This is a genomic window from Microbacterium sp. AG1240, from assembly GCF_003635115.1.
Taxonomy (GTDB): Bacteria; Actinomycetota; Actinomycetes; order Actinomycetales; family Microbacteriaceae; genus Microbacterium.
The window spans coordinates 490,014-504,775 of record NZ_RBXJ01000002.1 but is presented as its reverse complement, the minus strand read 5'-3'; the positions used below and the strand labels follow the sequence as shown (position 1 = coordinate 504,775).

Annotated in this window: 18 protein-coding genes; 8 read left to right on the top strand and 10 right to left on the bottom strand. The window is 70.2% G+C overall.

The window, feature by feature from the left end:
* Positions 1-104: 104 nt before the first annotated feature.
* Positions 105-296: a hypothetical protein gene (locus DEU34_RS11000; protein ID WP_121150201.1), complete on the top strand. Its 192-nt coding sequence runs from the start codon at positions 105-107 to the stop codon at positions 294-296.
* A 34-nt stretch (positions 297-330) separates the two neighbouring features.
* On the opposite strand, the gene DEU34_RS10995 is transcribed toward DEU34_RS11000, so the two are convergent.
* Both DEU34_RS10995 and DEU34_RS10990 read right to left on the bottom strand, forming a co-directional pair.
* The gene (locus DEU34_RS10995; RefSeq protein ID WP_259460125.1) at positions 331-1,341 is read right to left on the bottom strand and encodes a nitronate monooxygenase; all 1,011 of its coding nucleotides are present in this window, start codon (positions 1,339-1,341) and stop codon (positions 331-333) included.
* A gap of 8 nt (positions 1,342-1,349) precedes the next feature.
* On the bottom strand, positions 1,350-1,856 hold the full coding sequence (locus DEU34_RS10990; protein ID WP_121150200.1) for a cytochrome C5: 507 nt from the start codon (positions 1,854-1,856) through the stop codon (positions 1,350-1,352).
* A gap of 105 nt (positions 1,857-1,961) precedes the next feature.
* Here DEU34_RS10990 and DEU34_RS10985 point away from each other — a divergent pair, with 105 nt between their 5' ends.
* Positions 1,962-2,186 (top strand): hypothetical protein, encoded by a 225-nt coding sequence (locus tag DEU34_RS10985; protein ID WP_121150199.1) that lies wholly within the window; start codon positions 1,962-1,964, stop codon positions 2,184-2,186.
* A 127-nt stretch (positions 2,187-2,313) separates the two neighbouring features.
* Here DEU34_RS10985 and DEU34_RS10980 read toward each other — a convergent pair whose 3' ends face one another.
* The gene (locus DEU34_RS10980) at positions 2,314-2,499 is read right to left on the bottom strand and encodes a hypothetical protein (RefSeq protein WP_121150198.1); all 186 of its coding nucleotides are present in this window, start codon (positions 2,497-2,499) and stop codon (positions 2,314-2,316) included.
* A gap of 121 nt (positions 2,500-2,620) precedes the next feature.
* Between DEU34_RS10980 and DEU34_RS10975 the strand changes: the two genes are divergently transcribed.
* Positions 2,621-3,607 (top strand): squalene cyclase, encoded by a 987-nt coding sequence (locus DEU34_RS10975; RefSeq protein WP_121150617.1) that lies wholly within the window; start codon positions 2,621-2,623, stop codon positions 3,605-3,607.
* 13 nt (positions 3,608-3,620) lie between these two features.
* A complete protein-coding gene (locus DEU34_RS10970) occupies positions 3,621-4,184 on the top strand; it encodes a ribonuclease H (RefSeq protein ID WP_121150197.1) in 564 nt (187 codons plus the stop codon).
* 3 nt (positions 4,185-4,187) lie between these two features.
* On the opposite strand, the gene DEU34_RS10965 is transcribed toward DEU34_RS10970, so the two are convergent.
* The gene (locus DEU34_RS10965; RefSeq protein ID WP_121150196.1) at positions 4,188-4,727 is read right to left on the bottom strand and encodes a YaeQ family protein; all 540 of its coding nucleotides are present in this window, start codon (positions 4,725-4,727) and stop codon (positions 4,188-4,190) included.
* Positions 4,728-4,804: 77 nt separating this feature from the next.
* Here DEU34_RS10965 and DEU34_RS10960 point away from each other — a divergent pair, with 77 nt between their 5' ends.
* Positions 4,805-5,455, top strand: a complete 651-nt coding sequence (locus DEU34_RS10960) for a pyridoxal 5'-phosphate synthase (RefSeq protein WP_121150195.1) — start codon at positions 4,805-4,807, stop codon at positions 5,453-5,455.
* Positions 5,456-5,479: 24 nt separating this feature from the next.
* A complete protein-coding gene (locus tag DEU34_RS10955) occupies positions 5,480-6,715 on the top strand; it encodes a kynureninase (protein WP_121150194.1) in 1,236 nt (411 codons plus the stop codon).
* Positions 6,716-6,728: 13 nt separating this feature from the next.
* Here the strand turns inward: DEU34_RS10955 and ald are convergent, their stop codons facing one another.
* Positions 6,729-7,814 carry an alanine dehydrogenase gene (gene ald, locus DEU34_RS10950; RefSeq protein WP_121150193.1) on the bottom strand — a complete coding sequence of 362 codons (1,086 nt, stop codon included), beginning with the start codon at positions 7,812-7,814 and terminating at the stop codon, positions 6,729-6,731.
* A gap of 170 nt (positions 7,815-7,984) precedes the next feature.
* On the opposite strand from ald, the gene DEU34_RS10945 reads away from it, so the two are divergent.
* The gene (locus tag DEU34_RS10945; RefSeq protein WP_121150192.1) at positions 7,985-8,326 is read left to right on the top strand and encodes a hypothetical protein; all 342 of its coding nucleotides are present in this window, start codon (positions 7,985-7,987) and stop codon (positions 8,324-8,326) included.
* Between the two features lie 52 nt (positions 8,327-8,378).
* On the opposite strand, the gene DEU34_RS10940 is transcribed toward DEU34_RS10945, so the two are convergent.
* Positions 8,379-9,539 (bottom strand): GAF domain-containing sensor histidine kinase, encoded by a 1,161-nt coding sequence (locus DEU34_RS10940; RefSeq protein WP_259460124.1) that lies wholly within the window; start codon positions 9,537-9,539, stop codon positions 8,379-8,381.
* Between the two features lie 104 nt (positions 9,540-9,643).
* Positions 9,644-10,501 (bottom strand): phosphatase PAP2 family protein, encoded by an 858-nt coding sequence (locus tag DEU34_RS10935; protein WP_121150190.1) that lies wholly within the window; start codon positions 10,499-10,501, stop codon positions 9,644-9,646.
* Between the two features lie 162 nt (positions 10,502-10,663).
* On the opposite strand from DEU34_RS10935, the gene DEU34_RS10930 reads away from it, so the two are divergent.
* Positions 10,664-11,662, top strand: a complete 999-nt coding sequence (locus DEU34_RS10930) for a magnesium and cobalt transport protein CorA (protein WP_121150189.1) — start codon at positions 10,664-10,666, stop codon at positions 11,660-11,662.
* Positions 11,663-11,665: 3 nt separating this feature from the next.
* On the opposite strand, the gene DEU34_RS10925 is transcribed toward DEU34_RS10930, so the two are convergent.
* From DEU34_RS10925 to trmB, 3 genes are all read right to left on the bottom strand, one after another.
* Complete coding sequence (locus DEU34_RS10925) at positions 11,666-12,970, bottom strand: hypothetical protein (RefSeq protein ID WP_147424047.1); 1,305 nt, start codon at positions 12,968-12,970, stop codon at positions 11,666-11,668.
* A gap of 156 nt (positions 12,971-13,126) precedes the next feature.
* Entirely contained in the window at positions 13,127-14,002 is an 876-nt protein-coding gene (locus DEU34_RS10920) for a CPBP family intramembrane glutamic endopeptidase (RefSeq protein WP_121150187.1), read from the bottom strand.
* Positions 13,999-14,733, bottom strand: coding sequence for a tRNA (guanosine(46)-N7)-methyltransferase TrmB (trmB, locus tag DEU34_RS10915; RefSeq protein WP_121150186.1), 735 nt, complete (start codon positions 14,731-14,733; stop codon positions 13,999-14,001). Before trmB ends, DEU34_RS10920 begins: the two co-directional genes overlap by 4 nt.
* Positions 14,734-14,762 lie beyond the last annotated feature (29 nt).

The following is a 14,762-nucleotide window of genomic DNA, read 5'->3' as shown; positions in this document are numbered from 1 at the left end:
GCGACGTGTGTCCATCCACCACCACCGAAGATCATCCTTGCGGCGGATGCCGCTGATACCCCGGGCCGACGCCCGGCGGCGGGCGCCTCCGTAGCGTCGAAGACATGGCCCTCACCGCTCCGAACCCTCTACTGCACGAACGATCCGCCCACGCCCGCGAGATGCCGCGCTGGTGCGCCGGGATGCTCGCCATCGCGGGCAACATCGTGATCCTGGGGATCGTCGCGACAGCCGGAGTGCTGACGCTCGCCGCCGCCGCTCTCGTCTTCGGCACGGCGTTCCTCTCGAACCTCTGACGACTCCCTCAGCGCGAGGCGGTGCGCATGATCGTCACTCGCCGAGACCCGCCAGCCACGAGATGACGTCGCCGACCGGCCCGCTGCGCGCTCGGCGCCACCCGGTGCCGGCCCAGAGGTGCAACCGGTCGGTATCGCCCGCGGTCGCGGCGGCCTGCCGCATCCCTCTCGTCAGGTGATGCACCGCCGGGTAGGCGTCGATGGCGTGCGGCTCGTGACGGTCGATGAATCCGTTGCGCAACGCGCGCGCCGGACGCCCGGTGAACACCCTCGTGATCGCGGTCTCCGTGAACGCGGTATCGGCGAGCGCGGCGCGATGCGGGGCCGACGTGCCCGCCTCGTCGGTGCGCAGCAGCAGAGTGCCGACGGCGACCCGCTCGGCCCCGGCATCGAGCAGTCGTCGAACCGCGTCCGGCCCGTCCACTCCTCCCGCCGCGACGATGGGCAGCGCGGAGCCGGCACGGATGCTGCGGACGAGCGCTGCCGTGTCGACGGAGCCGGCGCGACCGGCAGGGTCGAAGGCGGCGCTGTGGCCACCGGCGTCCGATCCCTGCACGACGAGTCCGTCGACACCCGCCCGTTCGGCGAGCGCCGCTTCGGCCACGGTCGTGACGGAGCTCCACACCGTCGTCCCGGCGCGACGCAGCGCCGTGATGTCGGACACGGCGGGGAGCCCGAAGGTGAAGGAGACCACCGGCACGGGCGCGGCGAGGAGCAGCTCGAGCTTCGACGACCAGCCGTCGTCGTCCGAGACGGGCTCCGGGTCGAGAAGGATCCCGTACGCCGCTGCGTCTTCCCCGAGATCCTCGACGTATGCGGAGAACGCCGCGGCATCGACAGGGGTGTCGCCGGGGACGAACAGGTTGACACCGAACGAGCGCCCGCTGGAGCGCACCTCTGCGATCTCCGCCGCGAGGGCCTCGGCGGTCTTGTAGCCGCCGGCGAGGAACGGTAGTCCCCCCGCCTCCGCGACGGCGATCGCGAAGCCCGGCGTCGACGGGCCGCCCGCCATCGGCGCGGCGACGATCGGGAGCTGCTCGCCCACGCTGCCGTCTACTCGTCGATGCTGGAGAGGTCGTCGAAATCGGCGGCGTCCTCCTCGACCTCGACGGTCTCGACCTCCAGGTCGCTGTCGAGCTGCACGAGGATGCGCGAGTCGGGGAACTGACGCCGCGCCGTGAACCGCAGGAGCACCGCGTCGGCGAAGACCACGACCGAGGTGGCTTCGAGGTCGTCGCGCAGATCGACCTGCTCGACGACCGCGTCATCGGCGACGGCCTCGCCGATCTCGTCGGCGATGGCATCGATCACCGCGCGCCACTGGGTCTCACTCATCGCGAGGGTGCGAGTGACCCCGTCGATCAGCGCGTCGAGATCCGGGGAGTCGCCGTCGCCCTCGTCCTCCTCCTCGAGCTCGGGGTCGACGTTGACCGCCACCTCCGAGCCCGCCGCATCGAGGCTGGCTCGACCGCGCACGATGCCGTTGTCGGCAACGGGTTCGTCGAGCAGTCCGCTCTCTGAGATGCGGTCGAGGAGGGCGTCGAGCGAGGGCGAGGTCATGAGTGCATTCTTTCGCACCCGCTGATGCGACGCGCCGAGCCCGTTCGTTCAGCCCGCGCAGCATCCGCCCCTTGTCAGCCGCTGCCACGCCGATAACATTCCGGCATGGAAGATCCGACCCGGGAACAGCTCGAGGCGTCCGACCACCTCGAGAAGCGCACGATCGGCGGCGAGATCCGCTACTACGTCAAGAACATCAAGAAGCACTGGCCGGTCGTCGTCGAGAACGAGCCCGACGCCGCCGGCCACGAAGCATGGTGGACGCCGGACGGAAAGTTCCACGCCACTCACGCGCAGTTGCGTCGCGACTCCTTCGTCGGCGTCGTCTGATCCTCGACGACCCGTCGTCCGCGCGGTTTCCGAGGAGCATCCGCCGTCTGACGGCCACCTCCGCGGATGCGGCCCTCAGAAGCGGTTGAGTCCTCAGAAACCGACCCGCGTACCACGAGCTCGGGCGTTATTCGCCGGCGTCCTCGTCGATCTGCGGGCCGCCGACCACGCCGATACCGACCGCCTCGTGGTCGGGTTCGGGCTGGGTCGTACCGCCCTTGGGCTCTTCTCCGGGCGCCTTCTCGGTGCTCGGCTCCTCGAGCTGCTCGGTGTCGGGCGTCTCGTCGTTCTGCGGCTGCACGTCGTCGGCCATGGTGGGTCCCTTCGTCTGGCGTGATCCCACCGTCGCATCCATCCGGCCCCGGCTGAACCGGCTTGACGAACGCGTCGCATCCGCCTTCCCGCCGACGCGACCGGCGAGTATCGTGCCGCGCATGTTCCCCGATCGGCGCACTCTCGACTGGCTGCTCGACTCCGACCCGGCTCTTCGCTGGCAGGTCGAACGCGATCTCACCAACGCGACGCCGGTCGCGTGGCGGGAGACGCGCGCCCGGGTGACGCACGAGGGCATCGGCGCCGAACTGCTGTCGAAGCAGGACGATGACGGCCAATGGGCGGGCGGCGCATACTTCCCGGCCGGGTTCTTCGGCAGTCCCGAGCAGGACGCACCAGGGCAGCCGTGGACGGCGACGACCTGGTCGCTCAAGGACCTGCGCGAATGGGGCGTGGATGCTGCGGCGCTCGCGGGCACGGCCGAGAAGCTCGCGAAGAACAGTCGGTGGGAGTACGACGACCTGCCCTACTGGGGCGGCGAGGTCGACGTCTGCATCAACTCGTTCACGCTGGCGAACGGGGCGTGGCTCGGCGCCGACGTATCGCGTCTCGTCGAGTGGTTCCCCGCGCACCGGCTCGCCGACGGCGGCTGGAACTGCGAGGCCGAGGAGGGCGATTCCACGCGATCGTCGTTCCACTCGACGCTCAACGCGCTGCGCGGGATGCTCGCGTACGAGAAGCTCACCGGCGACACGAGCCAGCGCGATGCCCGCCATGGCGGTGAGGAGTACCTGCTCGAGCGGCGGCTCCTCCGACGCGCATCCACGGGCGAGCCCGTCGGTGCGTTCGTCACCGAGTTCGTCTTCCCGAACCGCTACCGCTACAGCGCGCTCGCGGCGCTCGACCACTTCCGCGAGGCCTCGCTGCACGAGGGCACTCCGCCCGATCCGCGGCTGGCCGACGCGATCGACGCGGTGCGTGCGGCCCGGCGCGAAGACGGAACGTGGGCGCAGGGCACGCCGTTGCCCGGTCGCACCTGGTTCGCGATCGACGAGGCCCCCGAGGGTCGGCCCTCGAAGTGGCTGACCCTCCTCGGCACCCGCGTGCTGGACTGGTGGGAGGGTTCGGCGTCGTCCTCGGGCATGTGACAGGATTTCTGGAATGCCCGTCTCCCCCGCTTCCGAGTCCGAATACACCGTCGCGACAGACGGGGCGTGCAAGGGCAACCCGGGGCCGGCCGGCTGGGCGTGGGTCGGCGAAGACGGCGAGTGGGCCGCGGGCTCGGTGGTGAAGGGCACGAACAACATCGGCGAGCTGCTCGGGCTGTTGCGAGCTCTCCAGCACCACGCCGACGTCGCTCATCTGCGCATCCAGGCCGATTCGAAGTACGCGATCGACACCTACGAGTCGTGGATGGACGGCCACCGCCGCCGCGGGTGGAAGACGTCCACCGGCGCTCCCACGAAGAACCGCGAACTGCTCGAACTGCTCATCGAGGCACGTGACGCCCGGAAGGCGGCAGGCCTGCCCCCCGCCGTGCTCGAGCACGTGCGCGGTCACGCCGGCCACCTGCTCAACTCATGGGCCGACAACCGCGCGGTGCGCGCCTCGCTGCGCGCCGCAGAGGGAGTGGCGCACGAATGGTCGTCGCGCGCCGGTCAGGACCGGCTCGACGTCACCGAGATGCCGCCGCGCTCCGCCGAAGACACACCGAAGCGCCGCTGACCGTCACTCGATGCCGCGCTCGTGGATCGCGGTGTCGAAGGTCTCTCCGTTGAGCTCGAGGTAGAGCTGACGTTCGGTCACCGAGACGGTCATGGTGTTGCGCCGACTGAGGGCGGTCACGGCCCGGTCGATGAAACCGGGGTCGAAACCGACCAAGCGCAGCGCGTCGGCGCGATGGATCTTCTTCCCCGCCCAAGGGGCTGCGACCTTGGCCGGATCGCGGTGGGTGTAGACGGCGACGCGCTCGGCGAGTTTGCTCCCGTGGTGCAGGCGCGCAGCATCCGGTGCCCCCACCTCGATCCACGCCTGAAGCGCGCCGGTCAGGTCGCGCACGACGACGGCCGGCTCCTCCGTCGACGAGAGCCCCTCGCTGAAGGCGATGCCCTCCTCGAACTCCAGGCAGTAGGCCAGCACACGGGTGACCATATAGGCGTCGGTCTCGGACGGATGCCGTGCGACACGGAGCGCGAGCTCGTCGTAGACGCCGCGGTCGACGTCGGCCAACTGCACGTCGAAGGTGTGGATGGTCGCGCCGGTAGCCATAGCGCTCGAGCCTACGGGGTGCGGATGCTGCGCATCGACCCGAGGGGGGTCGCGCCCCGCAGGGGTACTGTCGCGTCATGACGAACGCCGATCACCCCTCCCTCTCCGGCGACGAGACCCTCGAGCTGCCGGAGTTCGATGCTCCTCCCGCGGCGCCCCTCCCCCTCGCGCAGCGCTGGCTCGCCGACGCCCGGGAGCGCGGCGTGCGCGAGCCGCTGTCGATGACGTTGGCCACGGCCTCCGCCGACGGGGTCGTCTCGGCGCGCACGGTCGACGTGAAGCGGATCGACGACCGCGGTCTCGTCTTCGGCTCCTCGACCCGGAGCCCGAAGGGCCGCCAGCTCGGCGAGAACCCGCATGCGGCGCTGCAGGTGTACTGGCGCGAGACGATGCAGCAGCTGAGATTCGAAGGACGGATCGAGAAGCTGACGGATGCGGAGTCCGATGCGCTGTTCGCCGACCGCTCGCCGAAGTCGCGCGCGGCGACCGCGGTGGCGCAGCAATCGGCGCCGTTCGCCGACGCGTCGACGCTGGGCGAGCTGATCGAGGAGGCGGACGGCCTGCTCGAGCGCTTCGGCGACGACGTGCCGCGACCGTCCGGCTGGGTCGCTTACCGCGTCGTGCCCGCCGCGGTCGAGTTCTGGCACGGCAGCCGCGATCGCATGCATCGCCGGCTGCGATATGTCGCGGTCGGCGACGGCTGGCGCGCAGAGCGCCTCCAGCCGTGACCCCGCGTGCGTAGCATCGAGCGCATGACCTCCGTCACCGACACGGCCGCCGCCCTCCTCGCCACGGCCGACGAGCTCGACGCCGCGGATCCGCTCGCCGCGTTCGTCGACGAGTTCGAGCCCGCGGTCGGCGTCACCGCCTACCTCGACGGCAACTCGCTCGGACGCCCGGTGCGCGGCACCGCCGAGCGCATCTCGCGCTTCATCGCCGGCGACTGGGGCACGGGCCTCATCCGCTCGTGGGACGAGGGGTGGATGGAGCTTCCGTTCGACGTCGGCGACCGTATCGGGCGCGTAGCCCTGGGTGCGGCGGCGGGGCAGACCGTCGTCGCCGACTCAACCACCGTGCTGCTCTACAAGCTCGTCGCCGCCGCGCTTCGCGGAGTGCCGGCCGGCGGCCGCATCCTCATCGAGCGAGGCAACTTCCCCACCGACCGCTTCATCGTCGACGCTCTCGCCGCCGCGCAGGGGCTGAGCATCGACTGGCTCGATCCCGACCCGATCGTCGGAGTCACCCCCGCCGACGTCGCCGCGGCGCTCACCGACCGTACGGCGCTCGTCGTTCTGAGCCACGTCGACTACCGCTCGGGGGCGCTCGCCGACATGGCCGCGATCACGGCCGTCGTCGGCGACTCGGAAGCCATGATGCTGTGGGACGTCTGCCACAGCGCGGGAGTCGTCCCCATGCGACTCGACGAATGGGGCGTCGATCTGGCGGTGGGCTGCTCGTACAAGTACCTCAACGGCGGACCCGGCGCACCCGCGTTCGCCTACGTGCGCGCCGAGCTGCAGCACCGCATCGAGCAGCCCATCCAGGGCTGGATGGGAGCGGCCGACGTCTTCGCCATGGGTCCCGCCTACCGGCCCGCCGCCGGCATGCGCCGGCTCCTGAGCGGTACGCCCCCGATCGTGGGGATGCTTCCGATGCAGGGCATGCTCGACCTGCTCGACCGCGCCGGCGTCGACGCCGTGCGCGAGAAGAGCCGCACCCTGACCGCCCTCGCGATCCGCGCCTACGACGAGGTTCTGGCGGAGCGCGGCGTCGACCTGCTCACCCACCGCGATGCTGCGCGCCGCGGATCGCACGTGCTGCTCGGCCACCCGTCGTTCCGGGCCGTGACCGAGCAGCTGTGGCTCGACGGGATGATCCCCGACTTCCGCGGCCCTCAGGGCATCCGGATCGGCCTGTCACCGCTGAGCACCACGCACGCCGAGACGGTTCACGGAATCCTGGCGATCGCCGCCGCCCTCCCCGACTGAGCGACCGACGCGCTCAGAGGTCGAAGGCGGCGCGAACCCCCGCGTTGACGACCTCGCCGGCGCGAACGTTGAGACCGGCGGCGAGCGCGGGATCGGCGGCGGATGCGTCGTCCCACCCCGCGTCGGCGATCGCGGCGATGTACGGCAGCGTCGCGTTGCCGAGCGCCCGCGTCGAGGTGAACGGCACCGCGCCCGGCATGTTCGCGACGCAGTAGTAGAGCGATTCGTGCACGCGGAACGTCGGGGCGTCGTGTGTCGTCGGGCGGGAGCCTTCGAAGCATCCGCCCTGATCGATCGCGATGTCGACGAGCACCGAACCCGGCTTCATCGACGCGACCATCCCGTCGGTGACGAGCTTCGGCGCCGCCGCACCCGGCACGAGCACCGATCCGATGACGAGGTCGGCGGCCGCGACCTGCTGGCCGATCTCATAGCGGGTCGAGGCCCGCGTCTGCACGGCGCCTCCGAAGCGCGCCTCGAGCGCGCGCAGGCGGGGCACGGAGAGGTCGATGACCGTGACGTCGGCACCGAGCCCGAGCGCGTTGGCCGCGGCGTGCTCGCCCGCGACCCCGCCCCCGATGACGACGACCTTGCCCTTCGGCGTGCCCGGGATGCCGCCGAGCATGACGCCACGGCCGCCGTGGGCGGCGAGGAGGGCGTTGGCGCCCACGACGATCGACAGCCGGCCCGCGACCTCGCTCATCGGCGCGAGGAGGGGAAGGGAACGGTCGGGTGCTTGGACGGTCTCGTAGGCCACCGCGGTGATGCCGCTGTCGACGAGGGCCTCGGTCAATGGGCGGTCGGCGGCGAGGTGCAGGTAGGTGAACAGCGTCAGGTCGGGGCGGAAATGCTCGTACTCGCTCGCGATCGGTTCTTTGACCTTGACCACGAGCTCGGCGAGGCCCCACGTCTCCTCGGCCGTGCCGACCACGTCGGCGCCCACGGCTTCGTACTGCGCATCGGCGAAGCCGCTCCCTTCTCCCGCGCCCTGCTGCACGATCACCCGGTGACCGCGATGGATGAGCGCATCGGCGCCCGCGGGGGTGAGAGCGACACGGCGCTCGTTGTTCTTGATCTCGAGCGGGACGGCGACGCGCATGGGTACTCCTTCTGGGAGATGTCCTGCGATCATCGCAGCTACCCGGCCCGATCCGGCGAAGGATCACTTCGAGCCCATCCGATCCGTCCTCCACAACGGATAGATGTGCGAGGCGGGGGGCCTTCTTTCAGACGCGCCTGTCCACCACGACAGAAGGACGGCATCGCGACATGGCACACCTGTTCTACGGCGGCGGGGCGACGCCGATCGAACTGCCCGACCGGCTGCTCGCGCACGTGAAGATCGTCATCGCCGCGAAGCTGCGCCGCGGCGAGAGCTTCACGCTGACGTGGCGGCACCCGCACGATGCCGTCGACGGCCGCACCACGGTGTGGATCCAGCCGTCGATCGCGCTGCGCTTCGTGTTCGCCGGCACCGAGCCGGAGCTGCTCGATCCCGACCTGCTGCGCGCATTGGCGACGCAGGCGGCGTCGACCGGGGGGCTGTCCTTCGACCTCGACGATGTGGAGCACCAGCCGACCGAGCGCCGGACGGCGGCCGCGGTGGCCTGACGGCGCCCGCCGGCCGGACGGATGCGGCGCGCCTCCGCAGCATCCGCCCCCGTCAGTCGACGCTGTCGGGCAGCACGATCCAGATGCTCGCGCCGCCCGCGGGCGAGGCGTCGATGCCGATGCGTCCGCCGTGCGCCTCTACGATGCGGCGGCACGTCGACAGCCCGATGCCGAGACCGGGCACCTCCTGCGCCGTGCCGCGCTCCATGAGCTCGAACACGCGTTCGCGCTGCTCGACGGGTACACCGGGGCCGTTGTCGTCCACGGTGATGCGCCATCCGCCCGTGAGACCGTGGGCGCGCACGTCGATATGCGGCTCGACGCCGGCGGCGCTGCTGAACTTGGCCGCGTTCGCCACGAGGTTCTGCACGAGCACCCGCAGCAGCGTCTCGTCACCGATGACCTGCACCTCGGCGTCGACCGACACGGTGGCACCGGCCGCCGACAGCGCGGAGTCGAGGTCGTCGAGCACCCCGCGCACCACGTCGTCGAACTCGACCTCGTCACGCCGAGGCTGCAGGCCGCCGAGCCGCGCGTAGGCCAGCAGGTCGGCGATCATCGAATCCATGCGCGCCGCGGCCGACTCGGCACGGGCCAGGGCGCGGGCGGCCTGCGGCGCGTTCGCGAGCTCGGGGCTGTCGGCGGCCAGTTCGATGAACCCGGCGATCGCGGTGAGCGGATTGCGCAGATCGTGGCTGACCTGACTCGCGAAGTTCTCCAGCTGCTCGTTCGACTGACCGAGCTCGCGGGTGATTCGCCTCAGCTCGAGCACATCGACGACCTGGTGGGCCAGGAGAGCCAGAGCACGGCTGTCTTCGGGGCTGAGCTCACCGGGCTGCTCGTCGAAGACGCACAGCGTTCCGATCGGGATGCCCTCCGGCGTGATCAGCGGGCTCGAGGCGTAGAAGCGCACGGAGGCGATCTCGCCGGTGACGAAGGGATTGCGGGCGAACCTCTCGTCCTCGCGGGCGTCCGATACCACGACGTGGCCGGGCTTTCGGAACACGACCGCGCACATGGAGTCTTCGCGACTGCAGACCGACGCCTGCATGCCGACGGCGGCGATCTGGTGCTGCAGGCGGTCGTCGATGATGTTGATCACCGCGGTGGACACCCCGCACACGCGCGCTGCGAGCTGCACGAGACCCTCGAGATCGGGCTCGGGCGGAACCCCGACGACGCGATACTGGGCGATCGCTTCGCGTCGCGCCACTTCCTGGACTGTGCTCACGTTTCCCCCACCGCGATCCTCACGGCTTCGGTGCGCCGTTCGACACTCCACCATATGGGCGCGGAGCCTCGAACGGACCGATCGATCTAGTTGTGATCGACCGGCGACGCACCGACGGAGGGGTGACGCTGGCGCCGGATCGTCAGATAGAGGCGGTGCGCGGTGATCACGAGCGCCAACCACAGCGCGCCGAGGATCCATCCGACGAGCACGTCGGTGAACCAGTGATGACCGAGATAGACGCGACTCATGCCGACGAGGAGGTCGAACGCGACCGCCGCGGCGATGATCGCGATCCGCGCACCGCGGGAGGTGCGCCGCAGCACGAGCAGGTAGGCGATCGCGCCGATGACGGCGACCGCGTTGAGGGTGTGGCCGCTGGGGAACGAGGGCGAGTATTCGAACGGGGGCACCGCGTCGACCAGAGGCGGACGCTCTCGCTGGATCAGCTCCTTGCCGGCGATGGTCATCAGCAGCGAACCCGCTCCGGCTGCGGCGATGATGACCACCGGGGTCCACGACCTTCTCTTCACGCCGAGCACCACGATGCCGAGCACCGCGATCACGGGCATGCCGATCGTGCCGGCGATGTCGGTGAAGGCCGTCACCGCCACATCGAGTCCCGGGCTTCGCAGCGTCATCATGAACAGCAGCAGCGGCTCGTCGACGCCGGCGACGCCGTCGCCGTCCGCAACGGCGTCGTAGACCTCGACCGCGGCCACGCTCAACGCCACCACCAGGGCGAGACCCACGATGAGGGTGATCACGAGCGCGGTGTAGGGACCGATCCTCTCCCCCACCCGACGAGCGACGTGCTCGATGGTGGCGCCCGCGCGGGTGCGCCAGTGCGTGATGTCGCGACCGCCGACGTAGCGATCCTCTGTCAGCTCCCCCGTGACGCCGGGAGCACTGTCGCTCGGGTCGTCGGTCTCGTCGCGCTTCATCCCCCTACTGTGGCCCACGGCGGGCCCCCGGAGGTGCCGTTGCCCGCCGACAGGCCGTCGGCTAGGGCGGTGCGGACGCGCGGGTCGCCGGTTCGGGCCCCTCGCGTGAGGATTGCGTAGGGATCGTCCTCCACCGCCTCCGGACTGGGCGAGACTGGTGCGATGCCCATCATCGACAACGCCGTGTACGTCGGCGGTCAGCGCATCGAGAACCCCGAGAGCCTCGAGCAGACCTTCGAGTACATGCGCGACAAGGGTGGCATGGCGTGGATCGGACTCTTCCGCCCGACCCCCGAGGAGATCGACAAGGTGGCGGCGGAGTTCTCCCTGCACCCGCTCGCGATCGAGGACGCCCTGACCGGTCATCAGCGAGCCAAGCTCGAGCGCTACGGCGACATCCTCTTCGCCGTCCTCCGGCCCGCTCGCTACATCGACGCGACGGAGACGGTGGAGTTCGGCGAGCTCCACGTCTTCGTCGGGCGCGACTTCGTGGTCACCATCCGCCACGCCGACTCGCCCGATCTCGCACGCGTGCGGCGGAGACTCGAGCAGCAGCCCGAGCTCCTGTCGCTCGGCCCGGAGGCGGTGCTCTACGCGATCCTCGACGAGGTCGTCGACGAGTACTCGCCGGTGGCGGCGGGGGTGCAGAACGACATCGACGAGATCGAAGACGCCCTCTTCGGCGCCGGGGAACCGAACCTGTCGCGACGCATCTACGACCTGTCGCGGGAGGTGATCGCGTTCCAGCGCGCCTCGGAGCCGCTCGCCGTCATGCTCGAGTCGCTGCAACGGGGCGCGGAGAAGTACCGCGTCGACCTCGAACTGCAGCGGTCTCTGCGCGACGTGCTCGACCACGTTCTGGTCGTCTGCCAGAAGCTCTCCGGGTTCCGGGCCACCCTCGAGAACGCCCTCACCGTCAATGCCACCCTCGTCACCCAACGCCTCACCGAGACCTCGCTCGAACAGGGCGAGCAGGTGAAGAAGATCTCGGGCTGGGCCGCGATCCTGTTCGGACCCACCCTCGTCGCCGGCATCTACGGCATGAACTTCGAATCGATGCCCGAGCTGAGTTGGCAGTTCGGCTACCCGCTCGCGCTCGCGCTCATGGCGGCGACGTCGCTCACGCTCTACATCGTGTTCCGCCGGAAGCGCTGGCTCTGACCCTTACGGGTGGTTGACGGTCCAGAGCACCCAGACGCAGAGCGTCTGCAGCCCGATGCATCCCGCGATGATCGCGGTGCGCCGCTTCTTCGTCTTCGACAGGCGTTCGTCTCCGAGGAGGGGCGACAGCGGCACCATGAGCCGGAACGTGCTCTGCTGCGGCAGGAACACCGCGAACAGGTAGAGCCCGTAGCTGAACGCGAACGAGACGATGACGATGCCCAGGCGCCGCACCGAGCGCGACCAGAGCAGCATCGCGAAGCCGACCATGAGCGCGACGACCAGGATGGGCCCGATGACGCCGAGGTGCGTGGCAGCCTGACGGAACCAGGGGGTCAGCGGGATGAACTCGTCGTTTCCGACGGACTGCAGCCACCAGCCCGTCTCGGTGCGGATATAGGCATTGCGCGTCCCGGTGACCGCCTGCGCGATGACCGGCCACATGAGACCGGCCGACGCCGAGAGCGCCCCGGAGACGAGGATGCCGATCACCTGGATGCGGGGGAACGGGTCGACGCGGCGGCGGAAGAACCGCACGAGGAAGAGGATGCCGAGGGCCAGCGCGATCGCGAGCGCGCCGGGGCGGGTGAACGCGGCGATGACACCGATGGGCGCGACCGCCAGATACCGGCGCTGGTGCATCAGCAGCAGGGCGCTGAAGAGGAGAAGCATGAGGAGCGACTCGGCGTAGCCCAGCACGTAGACGAACGACAGCGGCGCGAACGAGAAGAAGACGACGGCCCACCAGGCGGCCTTCGGCGTCGTGGTGCGACGCAGCAGGAGGAAGAGCACCCAGGTCGCCCCGAGGGTCGCCAGGATGCTGATTCCCACGCCGGCGAGCTGCCACGACCCTCCCGCGAGCGGCGAGAAGATGCGCTCGAGAGTGGGGAAGACCGGGAGGAACGCCCAGTTGTTCGGCAGGATGTCGCCCTGCACGTTCATGGGGAGGGAGACCGGATACCCCTCGAGCGAGATCTGACCGTAGCGGTCGGCGTCCCACTCGGTGATGAAGTCGAGGAACGTGCCGATGCGCTGGCCGTCGGGGCCGTGGCTGAGGCCGAGCGACCGGGCGAGCTCATAGGCGCCCCAGAGCAGACCGAGGCTCGTCGCGCGCGCGACCGCCCACAGCAGGAAGACCTGGCGGAACATGCCGCGCTCGACGACGGGAACGGCACCCCGAGGCGAGCGGAACAGGTCGGCGGCGGCGAGCCGCAGCATCCGGTGCACTCGCGACCGACGCACCCTCGAGCCGTCGGCGCGTGCCGGTTCGACGATGGTCTCGATCACATCGGTGGAGGGTGCACTCACGCGGGGGCCTTTCGCAAAGGGAGACTGCGGCGGTCCGTGCGCGCGAGGGCGTCCGTGACGACAGGAAGCCCCGCGACATTACGGCTTTCGCAGCCTACCGCGCGACCCCTGTGAGGATCCAGTATTTGTCAGATCAGCCCGCGAAAAACTCCCCGCTCAGACGAGGAAAATCGGGAGCGCGCCCGGGTTGTGGGCGTGCACGAGCACCGAGAAGACGACCGCATCGAAGAGCAGATGCACCGTCACGACGTAGGCCAGCGACCGCGTTCGGAGGAACACCACGCCCTGGATCAGGGCGAACGGGATCGTCAGCGCCGGTCCCCACGCCTGGTAGCCGAGCTCCCAGAGGAAGGCGACGAAGACGATGGTCTGCAGCACGTTCGCCTGCCACGTCACCGCGTGACGGCGCAGCAGCACGAACACCGTGCAGATGAAGAAGAGCTCGTCCCAGATGCCGACCGCGCCCACCCCGACGAACAACCGGGCGATGAGGTCGGGCGTGTTCACGACCGGCCAGTTCTGGTAGACGCCCGAGGTGATGAAGTAGAACGGCAGGATCAGCCAGCCCAGCGCCAAGACGCCCACGAGCCAGATCCACTGCACGCGCGACCAGCGCCCGCCGCCGCGCCACGGGAAGCGGATGGCGTAGTCGCCGTAGACGAAGCGCGAGATGACGTAGGGCACGAGCACCGCTCCGCCCAGGGCGAGGGTGAACCGCAGGAAGGCGAGGTTGTCGAGCTCGGCATGCAACGGGATCGCGCTGACGATGAGCTGCCCGATCGCGATCAGCGACAGATCGCGCAGGAGGCTCGGCGGGGAGTTCTCGGCCGCTCGCCGGGAGGGACGGATGGCGACGCCGTGGTGGCGGTCGACGAGCCAGGCTCCGATGAGCGCGGCGGTCAGCAGCATCCATCCGAGCCAGGCGATCTGCAGCACGAAGAACGCGGGGGCGGCGAGGCAGACCAGGAGTGCGGGCGCGAGCGACCACGTCCAGGTGGCTGTCGCCGGCGTGGCGACGGCGGGCGACTTCATCGGTCGTCCGCCCGGCGATAGGCGAGGTCGCGGATGCTGCGCCCCACCCGCGCGCCCTTCTGCTCGAACGCGGTGAGCACGCGACCGTCGAAGCGCTCGGCCCACTCCCCCTCGAACGTGCGCTGGAAGTCGGGAGCCGCGTCGAGGACCGTGCGCATCTGCCGGGCGTAGTGCTCCCAGTCGGTCGCGAGCCGGAGGGTTCCGCCGGGCTTCAGAGCGCGGGCGGCGATGGCGGCGAACTCCTCGTCGATGAGGCGTCGCTTGTTGTGCTTGGACTTGTGCCACGGGTCGGGGAAGAACACCCAGAGCTCGTCGACGGATGCCGCCGGCAGCAGGTGTTCGAGCACCTCGGGGGCGTTCGCCTCGACCAGGCGGAGGTTCTTCGCGCCCTCCCGGTCGGCGTCGAGCATGGTGCGCGCGAGCCCGGCGCGGAACACCTCCACCGCGAGGAAGTCGACCTCGGGACGCGTGGCGGCGGCGTGCACGATCTGATGCCCCTGGCCGGTTCCGATCTCGACGATCAGCGGCGCCTCACGCCCCCAGACGGCGGCCGGATCGATCGTCGAATCGGCGCGCACGCTCGTGACGGCATCGCCGCGGGGGACGTCGAGGAGGTAGAACTCGGCGTGGGCGGCCCAGGCGCGCTCCTGCCCGTCGGACATCCGGCCGCTGCGGCGGACGAACGACACCGGGCGCTCGCGGAAACGGGGCTCGGGAGTGGGGTCGGGCATTCCCCCAGGCTACGCGAGCGCGCCAGGCG